The sequence below is a fragment of the Polaromonas sp. CF318 genome, from assembly GCF_000282655.1.
In the GTDB taxonomy this organism is placed as follows: Bacteria; Pseudomonadota; Gammaproteobacteria; order Burkholderiales; family Burkholderiaceae_C; genus Polaromonas.
The window spans coordinates 60,348-83,414 of sequence record NZ_AKIV01000018.1; the positions used below are offsets into that span (position 1 = coordinate 60,348).

The window sequence follows — 23,067 nt, forward strand, 5'->3', positions numbered from 1 at the left end:
ACAGTAATACTGTGCATCATCCTCATTGTGGGAGCTCTTGCACCAATTCTTAAACGTCACACCCTCCCATTGGATCCCTCGATGCTTCGTGGAATCTCATACGGCCTGCTTGTCTCACTTACGTTGTGGCAGCTGTGGACTGTCGTACTTACGCTAGTCCCAGCAAGCGCAATTAAGACATATGTTGATCATGAAGACGGGCGTGTTCGACTCATAAAAAATTTGACTAAGTTAAACGTTGGCGATCCGCCTAGCAAGTCGACTTAGCATCGCCACTGGTACTGAGTGATAAGGCAGCAGGAACGACGGAGTTCTCCATGAGTTATCTGGTTTTCTGTACTTTCGATCTTAAGAATGCTGGCAGCGGTGATTACGAGAATGCATACGCTGACCTTCAATATCTGGGTCTGAGTCGCGTCCACAAAAACAGCCTGGACGGTGAAACCGTTATTCCCACGACATCGGTCATGGGCACCTACACCGGAACGAGTGCTCAAGCCGTAAGAGATCACATTCGAGCGAAGATTGCAGAAGCATTTAAGACTCGACGACTCACGTCTGAGATATTCGTCGTCGTTGGAGCAGATGGAACGTGGGGAGCGACGACAACGTGACACATCTGACATATCAGCGAGCACAGCCCCTATAAACATCGGTGCTTTGCAATTCAATTTGGAATTTTTGTATGAAATACTTCATTCCAGCCGCAGAAAATCCAGAACAGGCGGAGCGCGTCTATGAGGCTATAGCAAAGTTCAACAGCGCACCCCTCTCAGGCGCCAGAATCTGCGCGTTGACTTGGCCGCACAACGGAATCATGATGTCGTGCGAGATTGGAAGTCAAGCTCCCTCGTACTATGGCACTGGATCCGAATCCGTTGTTGCCATTTTTGACTGTGGCAATCTCTACAAGATTTGCACGGAGAACCGAGGGGTACTGCGGGGAGAAGCCATTCTTGCAGGCAAAGGCGATGAAACACCTCCAACCTACTTTGTTGAAGGTGGGGCTTAACCTTATATCGAGATACTCTGCATCGATGAACTGCGTCGCACGCTCACATGAGCTGACGTAGAAATCGGCGACTATCAGCGAAACACTAGCGGTTGTCGAGGAATTTCAGAAATGGCATTGCGATCGTCAGACGTCTCCCTTGGAACTATCGCATTCTTCGACGATAAGTTACTACTCGCGGAGCACGACATTGATGCCGGTGATACAAGTCTTGATCGCCCAGGGCCATTCGTTTGCGTTCAAGTAATGGGGGCAAAGAGTGTGTGGTGCGCTATCACTAGCGAATACCGTCCGGAGCGGCTATTCATAGAACCGAAATGGCGACAGCACGGCTCAGACAAATGGAAGGAGGATAACCAATATCTCAATGATGGGCTCAATACGTTTCTTGGCCCAAACGTTGCATTCCTCAGGGCCGCAGCGAAAGAGTCTCCTTTCAATATGTATCGCCGCCCAAAGATTAATGCAGAGGGTGTGGCGGCTATCCTTTTTGAAGTAGACAAGCAGGGCGGACCGCTCTTCTAAGTAGCGGGCTTAATGCGGTGATGAGTATTTCTCCAATTTAAGTGGATTCGCAGAAGAATCTCAGACCTCGCCCTCCACCCCAGCCTCAATCACAAAAGCCCGCAACCCAGCCATCCTCCCATCCCGAAATCGCCAGACATCGCAGTAGGCATGACGCACAGCCTTCCCCGCGTCGTCCTTCAAAGTAATCTCGCCAAGCGCCGCAACAAAGTCGCCCTCGGCAATCATGTGATGGACCTCAAACTTCGGCGGCTCCTTGTACGTGGCCGCCATCCACTGGCGAACGGCTTCCTTGCCCCTGAGCGTTCTGTCGCCGACAAAGGTCCATTGCGTGTCCTCAGTGCAGAAGTTCAGGAACCCTTCGTAGTCGCCTTTCACGATGGCCGCGCTGGCCTTCTGCAAAGTCTCTTTGTGGCTTTCTGGCATCGGGAAGTCTCCTCTGTTTGATCAGTGCTTCCAAGTCTGCCCGCGCAAACACAGAGGCTTGTCGGCCTCGGGCCGCTCGGTATGTAGGCAACAAACTTCGTTCGAGCGTCAGGCCCTGGGCATCCGCTGAATCCGGAGGAATTTCGCGCCATCCGCCGCCTGCTGGCGCGCTTCATCATGCTGCTGGGCATGTTCAAAAACGATTATTTGAATCTGCGTCCATCTGCGGGATACCGATTCATCCACAGATTTCGCAGATTTACGCAGATTAAAACCAATCCCGGTACAAGCTCGTGTGGCCAGCGTACGAGGATGGGATGAGCCCCGACGTAAATGCCCTCTCTTCAATCTGCGGAAATCTGCGAAATCTGCGGATAAATTTCTTTTAATGTATGATGCACATCATGCGAAACGCAAAACACCCCAAAATCAATACCCGGTCAGCCGCCAAGGAGGCCTCGCACGAACGCATCGTGTCGGTGGCCGCGCGGGCCATACGCCGCAGCGGCTACGACGGCACGGGCGTGGCCGACATCATGAAAGAGGCCGGCCTGACGCATGGGGCGTTTTATGCCCATTTCGCCTCGCGTGAGGCCATGCTGGCGGAAGCTGCGACCCGGGCCTGCGCCGAGTCTGCCGCCGTGGTGGCGGGTGTAGCGGCCGGCTCGCCGCCGGACCAAGCCATGGCGGCCATGCTGCGCGCCTACCTCTCACCGGAGCACCGGGAGCAGGTAGAGGTGGGTTGCCCGCTGGCCGCGCTGGGCTCGGAGACGCCGCGCCAGGCGCCCGAAGTGCGCCGTGCGACCACCCGGCACGTCAAGGAAATGGTGGATTTTGTGGCCCGCCAGTCACCGGACTGGGGGCAGCCCGGCGCGCATGAGCGCGCGCTGGCGACGGTCGCCACCATGGTCGGCACCTTGCTGCTGGCGCGTGTGGTCGACGAACCCGCGCTGGCGGACAGCTTTTGCGAAGCCGCGCTGAAGCAGCTGGTCCCGGTCTCCCACTGAACTCCCGCCTCCTCACACACCGGCTTTTTTCTTCGCCCTCACATATGACAATCATCATGCCAATCTCAATCTTCGACTGCCAACCAGGAAAAAAACCATGAAAGCACTGACCTTCAAACGCTACGGCAAATCTCCCGACATCGGCTTTGCCGAAGTTCCCCGCCCGACGCTGAAGCCCGACGAGATGCTGGTCCAGGTCCACGCCGCGAGCGTGAACCCGATCGACAACATGATCCCGACCGGGCTTTTCAAAGCCGTGGTGAAGTTTGAGCTGCCCGCCACGATGGGCAGCGACCTGGCCGGTGTGGTGATGGAGGTCGGCAGCCGCGTGACCCGCTTCAAGCCGGGTGATGCCGTTTTTGCGAGCATCTTCGACACGGGCGGGGGCGCCATCGCCGAGTTTGCGGTGGTGCCGGAAAGTATGGCCGCGCTGAAGCCGGACAACCTGGACTTCGTGCAGGCGGCATCGATCCCGATGGTCGGGCTGACCTCGTGGCAGGCGCTGAAAGAGCGCGCCAAGCTTCAGGCCGGCCAAAAAGTCTTCATCCCTGCGGGCTCCGGCGGCATCGGCACCTTCGCGATCCAGCTGGCCAGGCACCTGGGTGCCAAAGTGGCAACGACCACCAGCACGGGCAATGTCGAACTGGTGCGCAGGCTGGGCGCGGACGAGGTGGTCGACTACAAGAAGCAGGAATTCGAGACCGTGCTGCGCGGCTACGACGCGGTGCTGGGCACTGTCAGGGGTGATGCGCTGGAGAAGGCCGTCGGCATCCTTAAGCCGCGGGGCACCATGATCTCCCTGGTCGGACCACTGGACGCGGCATTCGCCCGCGCCCGGGGGCTGAACTTCTTCCTGACCTTTGTGTTCGGGATGATGAGCCGCAAGATCAAGCGCCTCGCAAAAAAGCAGGACGTGAGCTATTCGTTTCTTTTTGCCTACCCCGATGGCGGCCAGCTGGCCCACCTCGGCGAGCTCCTCAAAACGGAGCGCATCCAGCCGGTCATCGACAAGGTGTTTCCGTTCGAGCAGGCCAAGGAAGCGCTGGCCTACCTCGCCCAGGGACGCGCCAAAGGCAAGGTGGTGATCAAGCTTCGTTGAGTTTTCCTGGTGCCGGTTCAGGTGGAAAGCCGGCAGCCGAATTTTTTGCCCCCCCACTGTTTATTTTTTGGAGATGTTTATGAAGATCAAAGATTCCGTTGTCCTGGTCACCGGCGCCAATCGCGGCATAGGCCTGGCTTTTGCGCGCGAGCTGCTGGCCCGCGGTGCGCGCAAGGTGTATGCCGGCGCGCGCGACCCTGCCAGCGTCACCCTGCCCGGCGTGCAGGCCCTGAAGCTGGACGTCAACAAGCCCGAAGAGGTGGCGGCCGCCGCGGCGCAGGCCTCGGACGTCACGCTGGTGATCAACAACGCCGGCATTGCCCAGCCGGGCGGTTTCCTGGCAGCCGACAGCGAGGAGCTTGCGCGGCGCATTTTTGAGACCAACTTTTTTGCGGTGCTGCGCATGAGCAAGGCTTTTGCACCCGTGCTCAAAGGCAACGGCGGTGGTGCCCTGCTCAATGTGCTGTCGGTGGCCTCCTGGGTCAACGGCGGCGAACTGGCGGCCTATTCGGCCAGCAAGTCGGCGGCCTGGTCGCTCACCAATGCGCTGCGCAGCGAGCTGCTGGCGCAGAAAACCCAGGTGCTGGGCCTGCACATGGCCTATGTGGATACCGACCTCACGCGCGGCTTCGAGGTGCCCAAGACCAGCCCTGAAGACATCGTGAAACGCGCGCTCGACGGGCTGGAGGCCGGCCAGGATGAGGTGCTGGCCGATGAGCTGACGAAGCAGGTCAAACAAGGCATGACGGCGGCGCGGCCCAGCTACCTGCCGCAAGCGGCCTGACGCTGAAATCTGACGCGGGCCGCCCGGCAGGCGCCAGCCGACCCGTTCGAAGTTTTCAGCTTATTTTTTCGGGCTGACTTCGTGGCCGATCACGCCGCCGACCGCGGCGCCGCCCACAACGCCCAGGGTACTGCCACCGGTCAACACCCCGCCGGCCACGCCGCCCACGCCGGCGCCTATGGCGGTGTTCCTGTCCTGCGTGGTCATGCCGCTGCAGCCCGTCAGGGCGGCCAGTGAAATCGCCGCCGCGCAAACCGCGCTGTATTTGATGCTGTTCATTTTCGGTCTCCTTCAGAAAGTGGATGAAAGTTTGAAGAGCGATAAATGCGCTTGACTGATCACGCCATCAATCCGCCTTCACCGGAAATGATGGGTCCATCGTTCATGCTTGCAGCAAGCTGGGGCGATGGGCTTTTCATTGCTGGTTTATTCATGCTAGGCCGCTGCCTGTTTGCGGGTGTAGGACGAAGTGCCGTATCGCTGAGTACTGCGTCCGATCTGGGCGGGAGGATTTCGGAAGCTGGCCATAGACCACGGCTCTCCACGCACGCTCCGATGGGCAAAAGCAGGCACTAGCATCGAAGGGGTCTGCTCAGCCTAGAATTGGCTGAAGGGTCGTCTCGTTATCTGGAGACTACCCAGGCACAGAACAATTCCAATACCCAGGCCATCGAGGGAAAAGACATGAAACTTTGGGTTCTTTGCATTCTGTCCGGGTTCAGCGCCGGCAGCCTATCGGCGCAAACTGTTCTCAGTGAACGCGACATTACACGGAGCATTGTTAAAGCAGCCACAGCCTACGCCGATGCCGTTTCTTGTGAGCATTCAAAGATAAGCGCAAAAAACATTGCCACCCTGCGCCCCTACAAGGCGGAACTGCGCGGAGACGCTAGATATGCGGTTGTCTGGTCGGGAGACATCGGATGCGATGGTGGTACGGGAACAGTGAATCCAGCCATTACCATGGTGGTCACGGGTGCGGGATACAGTTTTGTCGTTGACCCTCTGCGGTCATCGCCATCCATTAAACATGAGATTCCCGTTCGATATGTCGAACGTCTCGTGGGAAACACAGCAGACTCGTTGACGCTTGAAGGCAAAGCATATGGGCCGAATGATGCCAACTGCTGTCCCTCCGTCAATGTCAGTGCAACCTTAAAAGTGGATGCCAAAGGCAATTGGAAACTGGTTGATCGCAAAATCATTCCGGCCACAAAATGAGTTTCCGGCTTGCCGTTCCGTCCCCATGCACATCGCACTCGAATCACCGGACCAGCCGGAAGTCATACGCCTGATTGCCGAGCTGGACGCCTACCAGGACACGCTGTACCCGCCCGAGAGCCGGCATGCGCTGGACCTCGCGTCGCTGAAGCAGCCCGAGGTGGTGTTCGCCGTCGCCAGAAATGCCGGTGGCCAGGCCATTGGCTGCGGCGCCGTCGTCGTCAACCGGGCGTACGGCGAACTCAAGCGCATGTATGTGCACCCGCAGAGCCGGGGCGCCGGCGCCGCCAGGAAAATTCTGGCCTTGCTCGAATCCACCGCTGCGTCACTCGGCTGCAAACTGCTCACACTCGAAACCGGGCCCCGTCAACCCGAAGCGCTGCACCTGTATGCGAGCTGCGGCTATGAGCGCCGGGGACCGTTTGGACACTACAGTGACGACCCGCTCAGTGTGTTTATGCAGAAGTCCATCCAGGGCTAAACTTTCAGCCTACCGAACAACACAAGCACCGAGGAGGAAGATCGAATGGACAACAACCAGACAGCGCTGCTATCGGAGATCCGCGATCTGCTGAAAGAGCAGAACGCGCTCATCACGGACATCAAGGCCATGAATGCCGAGGCTGCGGGCCGGACCCTGCTGGCCATGGACCAGGCCGGTGAGCTGCAGGCCTCGAATGCCGACGCCTTGAAGTACGCCCGTCGTGAGAACCGGAAAACCTTTATCGTCTTTGTGCTGTTCCTGCTGTTGATGGCCGGCTTTGCCTTCTACCGATTCGGCTCATTCAGCAGGATGCTTGGGGCATAAGCCGCACCCAAAAGGCACTCTACACATGGCACGCATCATCCCCCCGCTGGTCCTCGAGATGGTCGAGGAAGCCTCCGACTCAGCCGGCTCCGACGTTTCCCCCTTCTGGCAATCAGACAGCGAGGGCACGCCGGAAGAAGGCATGTACCAGCTGGCGTCGAAGCTGGACGTCGAGAACGCTGAGCAGTTGCTGGCCCAGCTCCCGCCCGGCTACACGATGGTGTACTCAATCTTCCTGTGGGAAGCTAGCCGCGCCGGCGAGGGATTCAAGACGGGTACGGACAACTCGGGGCCGGCACTGGTGCAGGCCGCGGCGAACGCCTATGCCGAAGCGGGCATGCCCGAAGAAGCCGCGGCGCTGGAGCGCATGCTGGCGCAGTATGTCCAGACACCGCAGGACTACCAGTTGATCGAAGCCGCGTACGAGGCTTTGGACAACCCTTACAAGGATGACTGGGAGCGTATTCCTCCGCTGGTCAGGCATCTTTGCGAGAACGCGGACCGGTATTTTTATGTTGAGGCTTGAGCGTTGGCTCGAGTCACGAACAGTCCCCTCCTACAAGCCCCTCCATTGAGCGAACCTTTCGAAAACTCACACACCCTCCGGCATCAAACCTTATGGCACGTTCACGCAACGACTACGTCAAAAAGCGGGCCATCCGCTTTCAGAAATTGCGCGCCAGGCTGCTTGCCTGCTACCTTGTGCCCGGCATGGCTGCCTTGCTTGCGGCAATTGTTTCCGTTGTGATGGCCGCCTCTGCATGGCTGCAGCTTGCGATATTCGGTATTGCCTTCACGCTTTTAGCCATTGGTGAAACAAAGTACCGGTGCCCCGTCTGCAACCGCACTCCGCCGGGAAATTTCAATCCGAAGTCTTGTGGCTATTGCAAAACCGTCCTGCGGTGGCGGAGATGATATTGAGTGGTACAGGTCCCTCGCGGCCCTACTGTGTAAGCCTCGTCCTACACTACATCCAAGATGACATCCATGGATGTCTTTTGACATAGCGCCGAATATGCTTATCTGCTCGTCATTGCCAGCCAGGCTTTACCGCTCATGGTCGCCGTAGTCAACAGCAGGCATTGCACCAGGTTAGGCGTCAACAAAGGGAGCTTTGAGCATGCATGAACTGTCCGACGAGACTCACAGGGAGATTCAGCGCTTGTCCGCCGCCGGCGACATGCGGGCCGACGCCTCTGAGTTTGCGGAGGCGCTGACCCTCTATTGGGCAGCATGGGATCTTCTGCCGGAACCTAAAACTGAATGGGAAGCCGCCACATGGATTCTCGCGGCCATTGGTGATGCAAACTTCCTTGCCGGCAACTATGAAGCCGGGCGGGATAACCTGAGCAATGCGATGCATTGCCCCGGCGCTGTTGGCAATCCCTTTCTGCACCTGAGGCTGGGCCAATGCCAGTTTGAACTAGGCACGCCAGACCGCGCGGCAGATGAACTCATGCGGGCCTACATGGGCGACGGCGGCAAGGTGTTTGAAGGACAGGACCCGAAATACCTTCGCTTCCTCCAGACAAGGGCCAAAGGCGTGAGTCCGCCGAAAAAGCCCTGGCAGATCTGGAAGTGACAGCACGCCCTTCCACCGACTGGATACCCACAAGCGGGCATGGTCCACGGAAGATTGAAACATGGCGGATAACATGACACTTCCTATGCAAAAACAAGAGGAACTTCAACGAGTGCTCTCTGAATTTGTCGGCGCCTTTGAAGTGGTTTTCCGGTACGACTGGGAGTACACCAAAACCATGATCGGAGACGAGGAGGACGGCGCCACCTTCATCGAGCCCGGCCTCGAGGACGAAACCAACGATTGGGGAGCGCGAGGCGCCTTGCTGGAGAAATACCGGCGGCTTGTCGAGGCCATGAAAAAGAACGGCCTTTCTCCGGCATTCCCGTTTCCTTTGGAAAACCTTCCCGGCGCACCAAAACGCGTCTGGTAAATCGAGCCGCCATGTTTCGCACCCGAAAGTCGGAGTTCGCAGTCGCTTGGGAACAAGCTTCGTGGGACAAATGTGAATCCCAAGCGCTGGTTCACAGTGCATACTTCGGGCATGAACGGAATGACACCGTCGTCTCTGACCACCCATTCAGAACGAGTTTTCACGATTGAGCATTTTCTTGCCGCGGCGGACTGCGCTGACCTGATGGGTTTGGCTGACGAGCACGGATTCGAATCGGCGGGTGTGCGCACTGCCGAGGGCCAGCGATCCATGCCCACGGTGCGGAACAATGAGCGCACATTGTTTGAGTCGCCTCGCTGGGTACAGCGCTTATGGGAAGGTCTCGCGGCGGCCGCGCTACCGACCTTGCAAGCGGAAAAGGCTGTGGGCCTGCCCAAGGACCTTCGGTTCTACAAGTATTCGCCGGGGCAGCGCTTCAAGATGCACAAGGACGGCCCGTGGATGGAAGGCGGGTTCACCAGCCGACTGACTTTCCTGGTCTATCTCAACGAAAACTTCGTCGGTGGGGAAACAGATTTCCGGGACTTCAAAATCCTGCCCCGGACCGGCCGCGCCCTGCTTTTTATCCATGACACCTGGCACGAGGGTGCAACTGTCACGGAAGGAACAAAGTATGTTCTGCGTTCTGATGTGCTTTACGGAGTGGCGCCTTAGTGTGGAAAATCACCGGCACGGCCTGACGCCCCGACCCTCAACACCAGCTTGCACATGCAGATTTTCATCTTTCAAATTTTGGCCTGCTTCGCGCTCGCGCTTTCCGCGCCGGCCAAAGCGCAAAGCCTCTCCGCACCCTTCACCGGGACATGGTCAATAGACCTCAGGACGCCAAGCGAAAGAAAGGAAAAAGTCGAGTGCGGCACAGCGGCTTTTAAACTGTTGCAGACAGGCAACAGGATCATTGGCAGCCACTCCATGGCAACCGCCCGATGCGGACGCTTGAACGACGGTGGCGAAGGTTCAGTCAAAGGCACTGTGGTTGGTAGCACCGCTGTACTCACGGTGACAAGTGCAAGAAACGGCCAGATCGTACTCGGGTCGGCAAAAATTGTTGGTGGCTCCCTGCATTGGCAAGTAAGTGAGGAAATCAAGGCAGGCGAGCAGGAGGGGGACTCCGGCTTGATTCTTCAGAGCGGGGTTTTGCGCAGGGAGCGACGGTGAAAACATCCTGGAATTTCACGGATCAGCCACCACGAACAGGCCAAAAAGGCCGAATCGTTGAAGGCGAGGATGCTGGCAGCTATGTCAAAGTCATTGACGATTCCGAGGCGACAGGCGGTTTGCTGATTCTGATTTCAAAATCAACGGACATGAGCTCCGCGCACGACAGCTGGGTGGCAGACGCGACTGCACTTGTCGAATATTTCAATGAGTCTGCTTGGATGATCGAGTGGCTTCCTGGGCCATCTGGTCATTGACCATGTTTGGCAGCCGAAAATCGGAGTTCGCAGTCGCCTGGGAACAGCCGCCCTGGTGGTGGGTCCTGTCATTGACGGGCTGGGGTGTACTCTTTCTCGCAGTCTTTTCAACAGCCAGTTTCCTCGTGGGCCTTGTGTCGGGCGAGGTCCTGTTCCTCTTGAGCTTCAAGCAAAAGAGCGGCCCTCTTGCCGTGTCTTACCAAGTGTCGCCTATAGGGTTCGCCGTCTGCATGGCGCTCAATCTGGCCATCGCCTTGGGGTTGTGGTGGCTGTTCGTGTCCTGGCTGCAAAGCCGCCGGAAAGCCATTGCCAAACCTCCGGCCGCGTGACCATGAGTCGAATTGCACAACAATCACTGGCGGCTTCCTTGCTCCTTGTCATTGCCTGCGCCGGTGCACAGCAAGCACCTGTTCAAACCGATGAGGCTATTGTTCGCTCGGCGCTTCCAGTCAAAGACCTCACAGAGGAGCAATCCAGGACTGCGGCTCGCATCTACTGCGCGCGGCACGTGCCGGACTGCAGGACGGTGACGGAAGGGATTCGCATCCACTACGCCTGGATGTTCACTCCCCTGGTCGGTGACTCACCAAAACCGGAGAAGGGATCTGCATTGTTCGGAAACAAGAGCATCCAAATCAATGCAGCGACAGGCGGGATTGGACGGGAAGATGGTCCTTCTTATGAGTCGCTGGAAGCGCTTCTTGCCGGCAAGCCATGATGCCAGGCCCGGTATGAAACTCAATGCCTGGAATGAAATCGTGTCAGGGCTCAGCAACCCTGATGTGACTACCTGCGTGGAGGCCGCGTCAAGGCTGCATGCCAGCGCAGCACCGGAAGACATTCCGCGCTTGCTCTCACTTCTGGACAGTGACGATTTTTTTGTGCGGGAAGCTGCCGCCTGGCCTCTCGCGGAACTGGCAGGGCCAGTCGCTTTGCCTCAACTTCTGAAAGCGTACCAGCGCGGCTTTGAGGAAGGGCATGACAATGATGGCTTCTCCGCGGCCTTGCTGGAGATCCCGGCACTGTTTGGCCCGGAGGCCACACGCGCGATTGCCTCATTCGCTGCAACGGTTGAAGGAAAAATAAAGGGCCATGCGCTATGGCTGCTGGAGTTTTGCGACAAAGACGGCGAGGCGGGCAGTAGCGGTGGCTGATTCTTCTAGCTTGAGCTCGCCTTTTCAGCTCTTTTGATAGAGGGCCCGACGAACAGCAGCAACAAGACGGGCGGAAACATGCACACGGCCAGAATCCGCACAAACCTCACATCGCTGCCCCAACAGCGCCACGCGATGGCCACCCAAGCCATCACGCCCAGGAAGGAAAACACAATCGTGATCTTGAAGAAGAATAACGCGAAAAGCAGCCCTAGCCCCAGCGTCAGCACCGCCGCACCAACATACACATCGGTGTCCTGACGTTCAACAAGTCCGCGCCGTTCAAGCACGGATCAACCCCACTCCGACAAGCGCCCCGACACCAGCCTGAACCGCCGCCCGCAGCGCGAAGCCAGCGTTTCATCATGTGTGACCAGCACAAAGGCCGTGCCGAAATCGCGTGAGAGTTTCAGCATGAGTTCAAACACGCCGTCGGCCGTGCTCCGGTCCAAGTTACCGGTGGGTTCATCGGCCAGCACGCAGGCCGGCTGGGTGACCAGGGCTCGCGCGATGGCGACGCGTTGGCGTTCACCGCCTGAGAGTTCGGCGGGCCTGTGGTGTATGCGATCCTTGAGGCCGACGGCGGCCAGCATCTCGGTGGCGATGCGTGAGGATTCGGCGGGTGCCTGGCGGCGTATCCACAGCGGCATGGCGACGTTGTCGAGCGCGCTGAACTCGGGCAGCAGGTGGTGGAACTGGTAGACAAAGCCCAGGTGCTGGTTGCGCAGGTCGCCTTGCTGCTGGGGCGACAAGGCCGACAGCGCTTTGCCCTTGAGCTCCACCTGGCCGCTGGTGGGCGCGTCCAGGCCGCCCATCAAATGCAGCAGCGTGCTTTTGCCGGAGCCCGAGGCGCCGACGATGGCCAGGGTTTCGCCGGCGTGGACTTGCAGGTCCACGCCGTGCAGCACCGTCAGGTCTATGCGGCCTTCGTGGAAGCGTTTGGTGAGGGCTGTGGCTTTGAGGACCACTTCGCCGCCGGCCTTGCCGGTTTGCAACGTGGCGGTCATGTCGTTCTTGAGTTCACTCATAGCGCAGGGCCTCCGCGGGATTCACGCGGCTGGCGCGCCAGCTCGGGTAGATGGTGGCCAGGAAGGACAGCAGCAGGGAGATGACGACGATGGGCATGATGTCGGCGTATTGCGGTTCGCTGGGCATGCGGCTGATCAGGTAGATGTCTTTGGGCAAAAAGCTGGCGTTGAGCGCGCGCTCAATCGCCGGCACGATGACGTCGATGTTGAAGGCGATGCCCAGGCCCAGCAGCAGGCCCGAGAGCGTGCCAATCACGCCGACCAGCGCGCCCTGCACCATGAAGATTTTCATGATGCTTTGCGGGCTGGAGCCCAGGGTGCGCAGGATCGCGATGTCGGCGCGCTTGTCGGTCACCGTCATGACCAGCGTGCTGACCAGGTTGAAGGCGGCCACCGCGACGATGAGCGTGAGGATGATGAACATCATGCGTTTTTCGAGCTGCACGGCGGCGAACCAGGTCTTGTTCTGGCGCGTCCAGTCGCGGATCAAGAGGTCGCCGCTTAGCGTTCGCGACAGCTCCAGCGCCACTTCGCGCGCCTGGTGCAAGTCCTTCAGGCGTATGCGTATGCCGGTGGGGCCTTCGAGGCGGAAGATTTTCGCGGCGTCGTCCTGGTGCATCATGACCAGGGCCGAGTCGTATTCATAGTGGCCGGAATCAAAAGTGCCGACCACCGTCATCTGCTTCAAGCGCGGCACCACGCCGGCCGGGGTGACCTGGCCGCTGGGCGCGATCAGGGTGACGGTGTCGCCCTCGCGCACGCCCATGGCACGGGCCAGCTCGCCGCCCAGCACCACGCCGAAATTGCCGGGCACCAGCTTCTGGAGCGTGGGCGCGGAGGTCGCGGCGAGATCGGTGACCTGGCCTTCGAGCGCCGGGTCTATGCCGCGCACGATGGTGCCTTTCATGTCTTCACCGCGCGCGAGCAGGGCCTGGGCCGCGACAAAGGTGGCGGCGCCCGTGACCTGCGGGTTGGCCTTGATTTCAGCGAGTGTCTTCGCCGGGTCGGGCAGCGCGACGCCGCCCGGGGCAAAGACCTCGATGTGGGAGATCACGCCCAGCATGCGGTCGCGCACTTCCTTCTGGAAGCCGTTCATCACACTGAGCACGATGATGAGGGCGGCGACGCCGAGCGCGATGCCCAGCATGGACACACCGGAGATAAAAGAGATAAAACCGTTGCGCCGGGTGGCGCGGCCGGCGCGGGTGTAGCGCCAGCCCAGGATCAGCTCATAGGGGATTTGCATACTCATCAAGCGGGTGCCCGCGCGGCGGCGGCTGCGTTTTTTTGGAGGACCCATTGTGGCATCCCGGACAATAGCCCCATGTCAGCCAATTCCCCCACCCCTTTCACCGGGCCGCAGCTCTTGCTGCCCTTCGCGGCCTGCGGCGCGGAGGCCTGGCTGCCGGCGATGAAGGCCTTGCCGGCTGACGCCACACGCAACCTGGCCCAGTTGCTCAAGGGCATGAAGTCAGTGCACACTGATGAAGCCGATGCCCACACGCTGTCACCGCCGCATGAACGGGCTTTGGCCCGGGCGCTGGGCATCGCGGATTCAGGTACGCCTGACGGCCTGATTCCCTGGGCGGCGCGTGATGCGGCGCTGCACCTGCCGGGCAGCACGGGCAAGGCCTGGGCCTGGATCACGCCCTGCCACTGGGCCATGGGCCGCGAGCATGCGACGCTGACCGACCCGGCCGCGCTGGGCCTGCAGGAGGACGAATCGCGCGCCCTGCTGGCGGCCATGCAGCCTTATTTCGACGGCGACGGCATCACGCTGCACTATGTGCCGGCCCTGGGGCCGGCGCGCTGGCTGGCCGAAGGCGAGCTGTTTCGCAGCCTGCCGACCGCCTCGCTGGACCGGGTGCTGGGCCGCAATGTGGATCCCTGGCTGCCCAAGCAGGACAAAAGCGATGCCGGCGGCACAGCGCGCAAGGTCAAGCTGTTGCAGAACGAGATGCAGATGCTGCTTTACACCCATGCGCTCAATGACGAGCGCGCGGCGCGCCGCCAGCTGCCGGTCAATTCTTTCTGGCCCAGCGGCACGGGCGCGCTGGCGGCGGGCTACACGGCCGGGGAAGCGTCTTCAATGCCGGCCATGCCGCGCAGCCTCGCGCAGGCGGTCTTCGCCGACGACTGGGCGGCTTATGCCCAGGCCTGGGCGACATTGGATGCGAATGAAATTTCCACCCTGCTGGCGCGCCAGCGCGCGGGCGAAACCGTGCGGCTGACGCTGTGCGGTGAGCGCGGCGCAAGCACCTTTGAGACGGCGCACCAGGGCCTCTTTGCCAAAATCGCGAGCCGCCTGGCCCCCATGCCTTTACTGGCGGTGCTGGAGCGGCTGTAAACCCCAGCGCCCCGGCATCTCCTCATAGATATAGAGAGTTTTAAACCCCCTCATGAAAATCCAGGTACGAGAAGTCCCGCCGCGCAGCGTCTGGGCGCTGCAGCAGGCCGGCATACACCCCTTGCTGGCGCAGCTTTATGCGGCGCGGGGCGTGCATTCGGCCGACGAGCTTGACGACGGGCTGGGCCGGTTGCTGCCGCCTTCCTCGCTGCGCGGCGCGCTCGAAGCCGCGAAGCTGCTGGCCGACGTGATGGCCGCCGGCAAAAAGATTTGCGTGGTGGCCGATTACGACTGCGACGGCGCGACGGCCTGCGCCGTGGCACTGCGCGGCCTCAAGCTGCTGGGCGCGCGGGATGTGGGCTACCTGGTGCCCGACCGCGTGAGCGACGGCTACGGCCTGACGCCGCCGATTGCCGAACGCGTGAAAGCGAACGGCGCCGACCTGCTGGTGACGGTGGACAACGGCATCGCGAGCATGGAGGGCGTGGCGCGCGCCCGCGCGCTGGGCATGCAGGTGCTGGTGACCGATCACCACCTGCCGGCGCTCAAGGACGGGCAGGTGGTGCTGCCCGAGGCCGATGTGATCGTGAACCCGAATCAACCGGACTGCACGTTTGAAAGCAAGTCGATTGCCGGCGTGGGCGTGATGTTTTACGTGCTGCTGGCGCTGCGCGCCGAGCTGCGCGCGCGCGGCGCTTTTGATGCGGCCAGCCAACCCAAGCTTGATGCATTGCTGCCGCTGGTGGCACTGGGCACGGTGGCCGACGTGGTGAAGCTGGACGCCAACAACCGCCGCCTGGTGGCGCAAGGCCTGAAGCGCATACGCGCGGGCCATTTGCCGGCCGGCCTGGCCGGGTTGTTCAGCGCCGCGGGCCGCCAGGCGAGCGCGGCCACCACGTTTGACTTTGCCTTCGCGCTGGGCCCGCGCATCAATGCGGCGGGCCGGCTCAGCGACATGACGCTGGGCATTGAATGCCTGCTGACCGACGACGCGGCGCGCGGCGAGGAACTGGCGAAAACGCTGGACGGCATCAACCGCGAACGCCGCGACATCGAGGCCGGCATGCGCGAGCAGGCGCAGCTGGCGGCCGACGCGATGATCGACGAGGACGAGGAGCCGCCGCCGGCGATCGCGATCTTCGACCCGGAGTTCCACGAGGGCGTGGTCGGCATCGTCGCCTCGCGCGTGAAGGACAAGCTGCACAGGCCGACCTTTGTGTTTGCCGCCAGCCAGGCACCGGGCAAGGAGCATGAGCTCAAGGGCTCGGGCCGCTCGATTCCGGGGTTCCATCTGCGCGATGCGCTGGACCTGGTGACCAAGCGCCACCCGGGCGTGCTGCTGCGCTTTGGCGGCCATGCGATGGCGGCCGGCTGCACCATCGCCGAGGAAAATTTCGAGCTCTTCGAGCAGGCGCTGCAGCAGGTGGCGCATGAATGGCTGGACGCGGCCACGCTGACGCGCCGCATGGACACCGACGGCCCGCTGGCGCCCGAATACCGGCGCGCCGACCTGGTCGACACGCTGCACAAGGAAGTCTGGGGCCAGGGTTTTGCCGCGCCCACCTTCAGCGAAGTGGTGGAAGTGGTGTCGCAGCGCCTGGTCGGTGAAAAACACCTGGCGCTCAAGCTCAAGCACCAGGGCCAGCCGGTGGACGGCATCTGGTTCGGCCATACCGAGGCGCTGCCGGCCCGGGTCAAGCTGGCCTTCCGGCTGGACGCCGACGAGTGGCAGGGCGTGAAGCGCGTGCGCTTTCTGGTCGAGGGCGCGGAAATCTGAGTTTTTCCGGTGAGGCACCCCTTCCCCTCCCTCCCTTGGCGAGGGAAGGCGCAGGAGGACATCACTGCAGTTCGAACTCGCCGCCGCGCTCTATCGCGCGCTGGTAGGCGGGCCGGGCGTGTATGCGCGCGAGGAAGTCCATCAGGCGCGGCCGGCTTTCGTTGAGCCCGCCGCGCGCGGCGGCGGCTTCCAGCGGGAAGCTCATCTGGATGTCGGCGCCGCTGAACTCCTTGCCGGCAAACCAGCCGCCCTGGGGCAGCGACATCTCAAGAAAATCCAGGTGCTGCCTGAGCTGCGGTTCGATAAAGGTCTTTTTGACCTTGCCGGCGATGCCGCGCGCAATCGGCTTCACAAAAAACGGCATGGGTGAGTTCTCGATCTTGTCGAAGATCAGCTTGAGCAAAAGCGGCGGCATCGCCGAACCTTCAGCGTAGTGAAGCCAGTAGGTGTAGCGCAGGTGCTCAGGCGTGCCGGCCGAGGGCGCCAGGCGCCCGGCGCCGTAGCGCCCCACCAGGTAGTCGATGATGGCGCCCGATTCGGCCAGCGTGAGTTCGCCGTCGGTGATCACCGGCGATTTGCCTAAGGGATGCACCGCGCGCAGCGAGGGCGGGGCCAGCATGGTCTTGGGGTCGCGCTGGTAGCGCTGGATTTCATAGGGCAGGCCCAGCTCCTCCATGAGCCAGAGGATGCGTTGCGAGCGGGAGTTGTTGAGGTGGTGCAGGGTGATCATGGTGAGGGTGATGGTAGGCCATTGACCGCCGGGCTGAAGCCGCCGCCGTGACAGCCGCGGCGCGCACCGCGGCCGGCCGCTTTTGCACCCCGCAGGGGCGGCCGGGCACCAGAAACAGGCATTTTGTACACAATCTTCTGAAAAATCGCATACAAAGCTGGCACAAGCCTTGCACACAAGGCCGGCATGAACGCCCTTGCCAGCCCTGTGCCCGCCGCCATTGAAGCCATCGCGCTGACCAAACGCTATGCGCAGCAGGACAGGCCGGCGGTGGACGGCATCCACCTGCGCATTGCCGGCGGCAGCTACTGCTGCCTGCTGGGGCCTTCGGGCTGCGGCAAAAGCACGACGCTGCGCATGATGGCGGGCCATGAGTCGGTCACCAGCGGCGACATCCTGCTGGAAAACCGCAACATCACCGACCTGCCAGCGGCCGGGCGCGGCACGGCCATGATGTTCCAGAGCTTCGCGCTGTTCCCGCACCTGTCGGCGCTGGACAACGTGGCCTTCAGCCTCAAGATGAAAGGCGTGGACAAAACCGCGCGGCGCAAGCAGGCCGGCGACCTGCTGGAGCGGGTGGCCATGGGCCACCTGGCCGGGCGCAAGCCGGCCGAGCTCTCGGGCGGGCAGCAGCAACGCGTGGCGCTGGCGCGCGCGCTGATCACGCAGCCGCGCGTGCTGCTGCTGGACGAGCCGCTGTCGGCACTGGACCCGTTCCTGCGCATCCAGATGCGCGCCGAGCTGCGCCGCTGGCAGAAGGAGCTGGGCCTGACCTTTATCCACGTCACCCATTCGCAGGAAGAGGCCATGGCGCTGGCCGACACCATGGTGGTGATGAACCATGGTCGCATCGAGCAGCAGGGCTCGCCCCATGAGATCTACAACCGCCCGGCCAGCGAATTCGTGGCACGCTTCATGGGCGGGCACAACGTGCTGGACACGCCGGCGGGCCGCATAGGCGTGCGCACCGACCAGATGCGGATCACGCCGGCCGGCGATGCCGCGCCCGACGCGCCGCACAACCGGCGCGCCGTGGTCACCGACGTCGAATACCAGGGCACCTACGTGCTGCTGGGCCTGCAAAACCCCGGCGTGTCGCTGAGCGCCAGCAGCACGGCCGAGCTGTCGGTGATGCTGCCCGAGGCGGCCTTCGCGGCCCGGCCCTATGCGCCCGGCGACGCGGTGCAGCTGTCGTGGGCGCCCGAGGCGGCGCATGCGCTGCGCACCGCGGCACCGGCCTGACACCGCTTTTGTTTTTGTACCTCCGTTTCCAACCGCCCCTTCGCAAGAAGATTTCCACCCCAGCACAGGAGTTTCACCATGTCCGACGCCCTTCCTGAACCCAAAGACACCCACGGCATCGCCGCCGACACCACCGCGGGCAGCATGCCGCGCCGCGCCCTGCTCAAGGGCACGGCGGGCATATTGGCCACGGGCATGTTCCCGGCCGTGCATGCGCAGGAAAAAATCGTGTTGCGCTACCTGGGCACCGCGGTGAACCAGGACAAGGCGATCGCCGAAAAATTCAAGGCTGACACCGGCATCACCATCCAGTACGTGGCCGTCACCACCGACGACGTGACCAAACGCGCGGTGACCGCGCCCAACAGCTTCGACCTGATAGACACCGAGTACTTCTCGCTCAAGAAGATCGTGCCCACCGGCAACTTGAAGGGCATAGACACCAGGAAGATCAAGAACGCCGACAAGATCACCACGCTGTTCACCACCGGCACCGTGGCCGGCAAGGCCGTGGGCGACCAGGGCACGGCGCCCAAGAAGGTGATTTACCTGGAGGGCGAAAAGAGCAAGGTCTTCGCCAAGAGCCCGACGCAGTTCATGTCGCTGATCCCCACGGTCTACAACGCCGACACGCTGGGCATACGCCCCGACCTGATCAAGCGCCCCATCAATTCCTGGGCCGAGCTGCTGAACCCCGAGTTCAAGGGCAAGGCCGCGATCCTGAACATCCCGTCCATCGGCATCATGGACGCGGCCATGGTGGTGGAGGCCAAGGGCATCTACAAATACCCGGACAAGGGCAACATGACCAAGAAGGAGATCGACCTGACGATCGCCACGCTGATCGAGGCCAAGAAGGCCGGCCAGTTCCGCGCGCTGTGGAAGGACTTCAACGAGTCGGTCAACCTGATGGCCTCGGGCGAGGTGGTGATCCAGTCCATGTGGAGCCCCGCCGTGACGGCCGTGCGCACCAAGGGCATCGCCTGCAACTTCCAGCCGCTCAAGGAAGGCTACCGCGCCTGGGCCGCCGGCTTCGGCCTGCCCGCCACGCTCTCGGGCAAAAAGCTGGACGGCGCCTATGAATTCATCAACTGGTTCCTCGACGGCTGGGCCGGCGCCTACCTGAACCGCCAGGGTTACTACAGCGCCGTGCTGGAAACCGCCAAGGCCAAGATGGAAGCCTATGAGTGGGCTTACTGGATGGAAGGCAAGCCCGCCTCGCAGGACATCAAGAGCCCCACCGGCGACGTGCTGGCCAAGGCCGGCGCGGTGCGCGACGGCGGCAGCTACGAGGCGCGCATGGGCGGCATCGCCTGCTGGAATGCGGTGATGGATGAGAACAACTATATGGTCCAGAAGTGGAACGAATTTGTGGCTGCATAAGCACCCCCCTGTGGTCGCTCACTTCGTGTAGCGGCCTCTCCCCTACAGGGGACGACACTGCGGCCCGGCAAAGCCGGTTCCGCGTGTCCTGGAACAGGCTTCGCTTCGCTTGCCCTCGGCTTTTTACTTGGATATTTATGAGTGCTCCTGCTGTCACTGCGCATTCCGCTCCGGCCAAGGCGCCTGGGCGGGCGCTGGCCGCCTGGTGGCAGGCGCTGCCGCTGGCGTCGGTGTTTGTGCTGTTCTTCCTGATTCCCTTGGCGCTGGTGCTGACGGTGAGCTTCTGGGACTTCAATGAGTACGAGTTGCTGCCGGGCTTCACGCTGAAGAATTACTTCGCCATTTTTGAAGGATGCGGCAGCGGCGCGGACCTGTGCGTGACCTTCAAGACCTATCTGTCGACCTTCAAGTTCAGCTTGCTGGTCTGGCTGATCACGCTGGTGACCGGTTTCACGGTGTCCTACTTCCTGGCCTTCCACGTGCGTTCGCAGGGCGCGCAGACGCTGCTCTTCGTGCTGTGCACCATCCCGTTCTGGACTTCCAACGTGATCCGCATGATCTCCTGGGTGCCGCTGCTGGGCCGCAACGGCCTGGTCAACCAGAGCCTGCTGGGCATGGGGGTGGTGAGCCAGCCGGTGGAGTGGCTGCTGTTCTCGGATTTTTCGGTGGTTCTGGCCTTTGTGCACCTGTACACCATGTTCATGATCGTGCCCATCTTCAACTCCATGATGCGCATAGACCGCAGCCTGATCGAGGCGGCCAACGACAGCGGCGCCTCGGCCTGGCAGACGCTGTGGAACGTCATCGTGCCGCTGTCGCGCACGGGCATCATCATCGGCTCCATCTTCGTCATCACCATCGTGATGGGCGACTTCGTGACCATAGGCGTGATGGGCGGCCAGCAGATCGCCTCCATCGGCAAGGTCATCCAGGTGCAGACCTCCTACCTGCAGTTCCCGCTGGCGGCGGCCAATGCGGTGATCCTGCTGGCCGTGGTGCTGATGATCATCTGGGCCTTGACGCGGCTGGTCGATATCCGCAAGGAGCTCTGAATGCGCAATGACAGGCACAGCCCCGGTTTCTGGCTCCTCGCCGCGTTCTTCGCGCTGTTCGTGCTGTTTCTCTACGGGCCGATGTTCATCATCGTGCTGCTGAGCTTCCAGGGCCCGGAAGGCGGGCTCACCTTTCCGCTGCGCGGCGTTTCGCTGCACTGGTTCCACAAGCTGGCCGAGGGGCTGGGCGTGGTGGACATAGGCGCGGCGCTCAAGCGCTCGCTGGGCCTGGGCCTGGCGGTGACGGCGTTCACGGTGCTGTTCTCGGTGCTCGCGGGCCTGGCTTTCCGCAAAAAGCTCGCGGGCGGCAACACCCTGTTCTTCGTGGTGGTGGCCAGCCTGATCATGCCGTCCATCATCGTGTCGCTGGGCATAGGCCTGGAGTTCCGCCTGCTGGACGGCGGCATCAAGAAGCTGCTGGAGCTGCTGGGCATGGCCGGCGCGCTGGAGGACTACGGCACGGCGCTGGGCCTCTTTACCTCGGCGCTGGGCGCGCACCTGACCTGGACGCTGCCCTTCGGCCTGCTCATCATGTTCGCGGTGTTCAACCGCTTCAACCCGGCCTACGAGGAAGCCGCGCGCGACCTGGGCGCCACGCCGTGGCAGGGCTTTCGCCATGTGGTGCTGCCGCTGATCGCGCCCTCGGTGGTGGGCATAGGCATGTTCGGTTTCACCCTGAGCTGGGATGAAATCGCCCGCACCTCGCAGGCCATAGGCGACGTGAATACACTTCCGCTGGAACTGCAGGGCCTGACGACCACCGTCACCACGCCGGCCATCTATGCGCTGGGCACCGTCACCACCGTGGTGTCGCTGGGGGTGGTGGCCCTGGCCATGGGCCTGGCCTGGTGGCTGGGCAAGCGCCAGAAAAAAGGACAGCGATGACAGCGACGAACACGGCTACGCCCGCCGCGCCCCCGACCGACACCGAGATGTATGAGCGCGTGGTCTCGGCCATCCTGGACCATCGCCTGCCGCCGGGCACCAAGCTGGGGGAAGACAAACTGGCCGGCGCCTTCGGCGTGTCGCGCACACGCATACGGCCGGTGCTGCAGCGCCTGGCCAACGAGCAGGTGGTGACGCTGGTGCCCAACCGCGGCGCCACCGTGGCCCAGCCCACCGAACAGGAGGCGCGCGAGGTCTTCGAGGTGCGCCGGCTGATAGAACCCACGCTGGTGGAGCTGTTCATCGCCAAGGCCGACGAGGCCGACATGCGCCAGCTCAAGCGCTGCATCGACGACGAGGAGGCCGCGCGGCTGGCCGGCGACAGGCACCGGGCAATCCGGCTGTCGGGCGACTTCCACCTGCAGATCGCCGAGCGCGCCGGCCACCAGACGCTGGGGCGCATCCTGCGCGAGCTCACCTCGCGCACCTCGCTGATCCTGATGACTTACAGCACGGCCCGCGGGGATATCCGCGAGGACCGTGACGGTGCCGCGGCCTGCCGCTGCCGCGAGCACCGCGTGCTGCTGGACGCCATACGCCTGCGCGACGCGCGGGAAGCGGCGCGCCACATGCGAGAGCACCTGACGCGCCTGGAGTCGCAGCTGCAGTTCACGCCGCCGGCGGGCGAGGCGCCCGACCTGTCGGCGCTGTTCTCCTGAGCCTGGACGGGGGTGCCATGCGCAAGCTTTTGGTGATCAACCCGAATACCTCGGCGTCAGTCAGCGCGCTGCTGCAAACCCATGTGCAGGCGGCCGCCGGGCTGCATGTGCAGGTCAGCACCGTCACCGCGCGTTTCGGCGCGCCCTACATTTCGGACGAGGCCAGCTACGCGGTGGCCGCGCATGCCGCGCTGGACGCCTGGGCGGCGGCGCTCGCGGCGCCCGGCGCGGCGCCCGACGCGGTGCTGATCGGCTGTTTTGGCGACCCCGGCCTGCTGGCACTGCGCGAGAGCAGCCCGGTGCCGGTCACCGGCCTGGCCGAGGCGGCCTTTATCGAGGCGGCGCGCCACGGCCGCTTCGCCATCGTCACCGGGGGCGAGCGCTGGGGGCCCATGCTGCAGCGGCTGGCCCAGGCGCTGGGCCATGCGCCTTCGCTGGCCGGCATCGCATGGAAGAAGCGGTTGAACGACGGCCCGT

General features: G+C 62.2%; 33 protein-coding genes. 27 read left to right on the plus strand and 6 right to left on the minus strand.

Annotation, left to right across the window (positions count from 1 at the left end):
* The first annotated feature begins 317 nt into the window (after positions 1-317).
* The 3 genes from PMI15_RS24255 to PMI15_RS24630 all read left to right on the plus strand — a co-directional run bounded on the left by PMI15_RS24255 (position 318) and on the right by PMI15_RS24630 (position 1,537).
* On the plus strand, positions 318-614 hold the full coding sequence (locus PMI15_RS24255; RefSeq protein WP_081499537.1) for a hypothetical protein: 297 nt from the start codon (positions 318-320) through the stop codon (positions 612-614).
* 71 nt (positions 615-685) lie between these two features.
* Entirely contained in the window at positions 686-1,012 is a 327-nt protein-coding gene (locus tag PMI15_RS24260; RefSeq protein ID WP_081499538.1) for a hypothetical protein, read from the plus strand.
* Positions 1,013-1,123: 111 nt separating this feature from the next.
* Positions 1,124-1,537, plus strand: coding sequence for a hypothetical protein (locus PMI15_RS24630; protein WP_157214507.1), 414 nt, complete (start codon positions 1,124-1,126; stop codon positions 1,535-1,537).
* 60 nt (positions 1,538-1,597) lie between these two features.
* On the opposite strand, the gene PMI15_RS02725 is transcribed toward PMI15_RS24630, so the two are convergent.
* A complete protein-coding gene (locus tag PMI15_RS02725) occupies positions 1,598-1,963 on the minus strand; it encodes a nuclear transport factor 2 family protein (RefSeq protein WP_007863410.1) in 366 nt (121 codons plus the stop codon).
* 392 nt (positions 1,964-2,355) lie between these two features.
* Here PMI15_RS02725 and PMI15_RS02730 point away from each other — a divergent pair, with 392 nt between their 5' ends.
* The 3 genes from PMI15_RS02730 (at position 2,356) to PMI15_RS02740 (ending at position 4,853) form a co-directional block, all read left to right on the plus strand.
* Positions 2,356-2,970 (plus strand): TetR/AcrR family transcriptional regulator, encoded by a 615-nt coding sequence (locus tag PMI15_RS02730; RefSeq protein WP_036837241.1) that lies wholly within the window; start codon positions 2,356-2,358, stop codon positions 2,968-2,970.
* A gap of 97 nt (positions 2,971-3,067) precedes the next feature.
* On the plus strand, positions 3,068-4,069 hold the full coding sequence (locus PMI15_RS02735) for an NADP-dependent oxidoreductase (protein ID WP_007863414.1): 1,002 nt from the start codon (positions 3,068-3,070) through the stop codon (positions 4,067-4,069).
* A gap of 79 nt (positions 4,070-4,148) precedes the next feature.
* Complete coding sequence (locus tag PMI15_RS02740) at positions 4,149-4,853, plus strand: SDR family oxidoreductase (RefSeq protein WP_007863416.1); 705 nt, start codon at positions 4,149-4,151, stop codon at positions 4,851-4,853.
* A gap of 60 nt (positions 4,854-4,913) precedes the next feature.
* Here the strand turns inward: PMI15_RS02740 and PMI15_RS02745 are convergent, their stop codons facing one another.
* Positions 4,914-5,132, minus strand: coding sequence for a glycine zipper 2TM domain-containing protein (locus PMI15_RS02745; protein ID WP_007863418.1), 219 nt, complete (start codon positions 5,130-5,132; stop codon positions 4,914-4,916).
* 405 nt (positions 5,133-5,537) lie between these two features.
* Between PMI15_RS02745 and PMI15_RS24635 the strand changes: the two genes are divergently transcribed.
* The 13 genes from PMI15_RS24635 to PMI15_RS02790 all read left to right on the plus strand — a co-directional run bounded on the left by PMI15_RS24635 (position 5,538) and on the right by PMI15_RS02790 (position 11,427).
* Positions 5,538-6,074 carry a hypothetical protein gene (locus PMI15_RS24635; protein ID WP_157214508.1) on the plus strand — a complete coding sequence of 179 codons (537 nt, stop codon included), beginning with the start codon at positions 5,538-5,540 and terminating at the stop codon, positions 6,072-6,074.
* Between the two features lie 25 nt (positions 6,075-6,099).
* Positions 6,100-6,555, plus strand: coding sequence for a GNAT family N-acetyltransferase (locus PMI15_RS02750; protein ID WP_007863420.1), 456 nt, complete (start codon positions 6,100-6,102; stop codon positions 6,553-6,555).
* 45 nt (positions 6,556-6,600) lie between these two features.
* Positions 6,601-6,882, plus strand: a complete 282-nt coding sequence (locus tag PMI15_RS02755) for a hypothetical protein (protein WP_007863422.1) — start codon at positions 6,601-6,603, stop codon at positions 6,880-6,882.
* Positions 6,883-6,907: 25 nt separating this feature from the next.
* Complete coding sequence (locus PMI15_RS02760; RefSeq protein ID WP_007863424.1) at positions 6,908-7,408, plus strand: hypothetical protein; 501 nt, start codon at positions 6,908-6,910, stop codon at positions 7,406-7,408.
* A 92-nt stretch (positions 7,409-7,500) separates the two neighbouring features.
* A complete protein-coding gene (locus PMI15_RS24640; protein ID WP_157214509.1) occupies positions 7,501-7,797 on the plus strand; it encodes a hypothetical protein in 297 nt (98 codons plus the stop codon).
* Between the two features lie 205 nt (positions 7,798-8,002).
* Positions 8,003-8,464 (plus strand): hypothetical protein, encoded by a 462-nt coding sequence (locus PMI15_RS02765; protein ID WP_007863426.1) that lies wholly within the window; start codon positions 8,003-8,005, stop codon positions 8,462-8,464.
* Between the two features lie 61 nt (positions 8,465-8,525).
* The gene (locus PMI15_RS02770) at positions 8,526-8,837 is read left to right on the plus strand and encodes a hypothetical protein (RefSeq protein WP_036837244.1); all 312 of its coding nucleotides are present in this window, start codon (positions 8,526-8,528) and stop codon (positions 8,835-8,837) included.
* Between the two features lie 111 nt (positions 8,838-8,948).
* Positions 8,949-9,512: a 2OG-Fe(II) oxygenase gene (locus tag PMI15_RS02775; protein WP_238541060.1), complete on the plus strand. Its 564-nt coding sequence runs from the start codon at positions 8,949-8,951 to the stop codon at positions 9,510-9,512.
* A gap of 54 nt (positions 9,513-9,566) precedes the next feature.
* Complete coding sequence (locus PMI15_RS02780; protein WP_036837248.1) at positions 9,567-10,016, plus strand: hypothetical protein; 450 nt, start codon at positions 9,567-9,569, stop codon at positions 10,014-10,016.
* Positions 10,013-10,273: a hypothetical protein gene (locus PMI15_RS24265; RefSeq protein ID WP_081499540.1), complete on the plus strand. Its 261-nt coding sequence runs from the start codon at positions 10,013-10,015 to the stop codon at positions 10,271-10,273. Before PMI15_RS02780 ends, PMI15_RS24265 begins: the two co-directional genes overlap by 4 nt.
* Before the next feature lie 2 nt (positions 10,274-10,275).
* Positions 10,276-10,602 carry a hypothetical protein gene (locus PMI15_RS02785; RefSeq protein WP_007863432.1) on the plus strand — a complete coding sequence of 109 codons (327 nt, stop codon included), beginning with the start codon at positions 10,276-10,278 and terminating at the stop codon, positions 10,600-10,602.
* A 2-nt stretch (positions 10,603-10,604) separates the two neighbouring features.
* The gene (locus PMI15_RS24645) at positions 10,605-10,991 is read left to right on the plus strand and encodes a hypothetical protein (protein WP_157214510.1); all 387 of its coding nucleotides are present in this window, start codon (positions 10,605-10,607) and stop codon (positions 10,989-10,991) included.
* A 13-nt stretch (positions 10,992-11,004) separates the two neighbouring features.
* The gene (locus PMI15_RS02790) at positions 11,005-11,427 is read left to right on the plus strand and encodes a HEAT repeat domain-containing protein (protein ID WP_007863434.1); all 423 of its coding nucleotides are present in this window, start codon (positions 11,005-11,007) and stop codon (positions 11,425-11,427) included.
* Positions 11,428-11,432: 5 nt separating this feature from the next.
* Here PMI15_RS02790 and PMI15_RS02795 read toward each other — a convergent pair whose 3' ends face one another.
* Genes PMI15_RS02795 through PMI15_RS02805 form a run of 3 tightly spaced genes read right to left on the minus strand, consistent with a single transcriptional unit; the run spans position 11,433 to position 13,701 of the window.
* Complete coding sequence (locus tag PMI15_RS02795; protein WP_157214511.1) at positions 11,433-11,717, minus strand: hypothetical protein; 285 nt, start codon at positions 11,715-11,717, stop codon at positions 11,433-11,435.
* Between the two features lie 3 nt (positions 11,718-11,720).
* The gene (gene lolD / locus PMI15_RS02800; protein WP_007863437.1) at positions 11,721-12,455 is read right to left on the minus strand and encodes a lipoprotein-releasing ABC transporter ATP-binding protein LolD; all 735 of its coding nucleotides are present in this window, start codon (positions 12,453-12,455) and stop codon (positions 11,721-11,723) included.
* Positions 12,448-13,701: a lipoprotein-releasing ABC transporter permease subunit gene (locus PMI15_RS02805; protein ID WP_036837254.1), complete on the minus strand. Its 1,254-nt coding sequence runs from the start codon at positions 13,699-13,701 to the stop codon at positions 12,448-12,450. Before PMI15_RS02805 ends, lolD begins: the two co-directional genes overlap by 8 nt.
* A gap of 78 nt (positions 13,702-13,779) precedes the next feature.
* Here PMI15_RS02805 and PMI15_RS02810 point away from each other — a divergent pair, with 78 nt between their 5' ends.
* Both PMI15_RS02810 and recJ read left to right on the plus strand, forming a co-directional pair.
* Positions 13,780-14,802 (plus strand): hypothetical protein, encoded by a 1,023-nt coding sequence (locus PMI15_RS02810; protein WP_007863444.1) that lies wholly within the window; start codon positions 13,780-13,782, stop codon positions 14,800-14,802.
* A gap of 52 nt (positions 14,803-14,854) precedes the next feature.
* Positions 14,855-16,579 (plus strand): single-stranded-DNA-specific exonuclease RecJ, encoded by a 1,725-nt coding sequence (gene recJ, locus PMI15_RS02815; RefSeq protein ID WP_007863446.1) that lies wholly within the window; start codon positions 14,855-14,857, stop codon positions 16,577-16,579.
* A 61-nt stretch (positions 16,580-16,640) separates the two neighbouring features.
* On the opposite strand, the gene PMI15_RS02820 is transcribed toward recJ, so the two are convergent.
* On the minus strand, positions 16,641-17,309 hold the full coding sequence (locus tag PMI15_RS02820; protein WP_007863448.1) for a glutathione S-transferase: 669 nt from the start codon (positions 17,307-17,309) through the stop codon (positions 16,641-16,643).
* 186 nt (positions 17,310-17,495) lie between these two features.
* On the opposite strand from PMI15_RS02820, the gene PMI15_RS02825 reads away from it, so the two are divergent.
* From PMI15_RS02825 to PMI15_RS02850, 6 genes are all read left to right on the plus strand, one after another.
* Positions 17,496-18,551, plus strand: a complete 1,056-nt coding sequence (locus PMI15_RS02825; protein WP_007863449.1) for an ABC transporter ATP-binding protein — start codon at positions 17,496-17,498, stop codon at positions 18,549-18,551.
* 144 nt (positions 18,552-18,695) lie between these two features.
* Positions 18,696-19,934: a PotD/PotF family extracellular solute-binding protein gene (locus tag PMI15_RS02830; protein WP_086003816.1), complete on the plus strand. Its 1,239-nt coding sequence runs from the start codon at positions 18,696-18,698 to the stop codon at positions 19,932-19,934.
* Between the two features lie 137 nt (positions 19,935-20,071).
* Entirely contained in the window at positions 20,072-20,986 is a 915-nt protein-coding gene (locus PMI15_RS02835; RefSeq protein WP_007863451.1) for an ABC transporter permease, read from the plus strand.
* Positions 20,987-21,871 carry an ABC transporter permease gene (locus PMI15_RS02840; RefSeq protein WP_007863452.1) on the plus strand — a complete coding sequence of 295 codons (885 nt, stop codon included), beginning with the start codon at positions 20,987-20,989 and terminating at the stop codon, positions 21,869-21,871.
* Positions 21,868-22,590 carry a GntR family transcriptional regulator gene (locus tag PMI15_RS02845; RefSeq protein ID WP_007863453.1) on the plus strand — a complete coding sequence of 241 codons (723 nt, stop codon included), beginning with the start codon at positions 21,868-21,870 and terminating at the stop codon, positions 22,588-22,590. Before PMI15_RS02840 ends, PMI15_RS02845 begins: the two co-directional genes overlap by 4 nt.
* Before the next feature lie 17 nt (positions 22,591-22,607).
* Positions 22,608-23,067, plus strand: a 460-nt coding sequence (locus PMI15_RS02850; RefSeq protein ID WP_007863454.1) for an aspartate/glutamate racemase family protein, incomplete at its 3' end; no start/stop codon positions are given.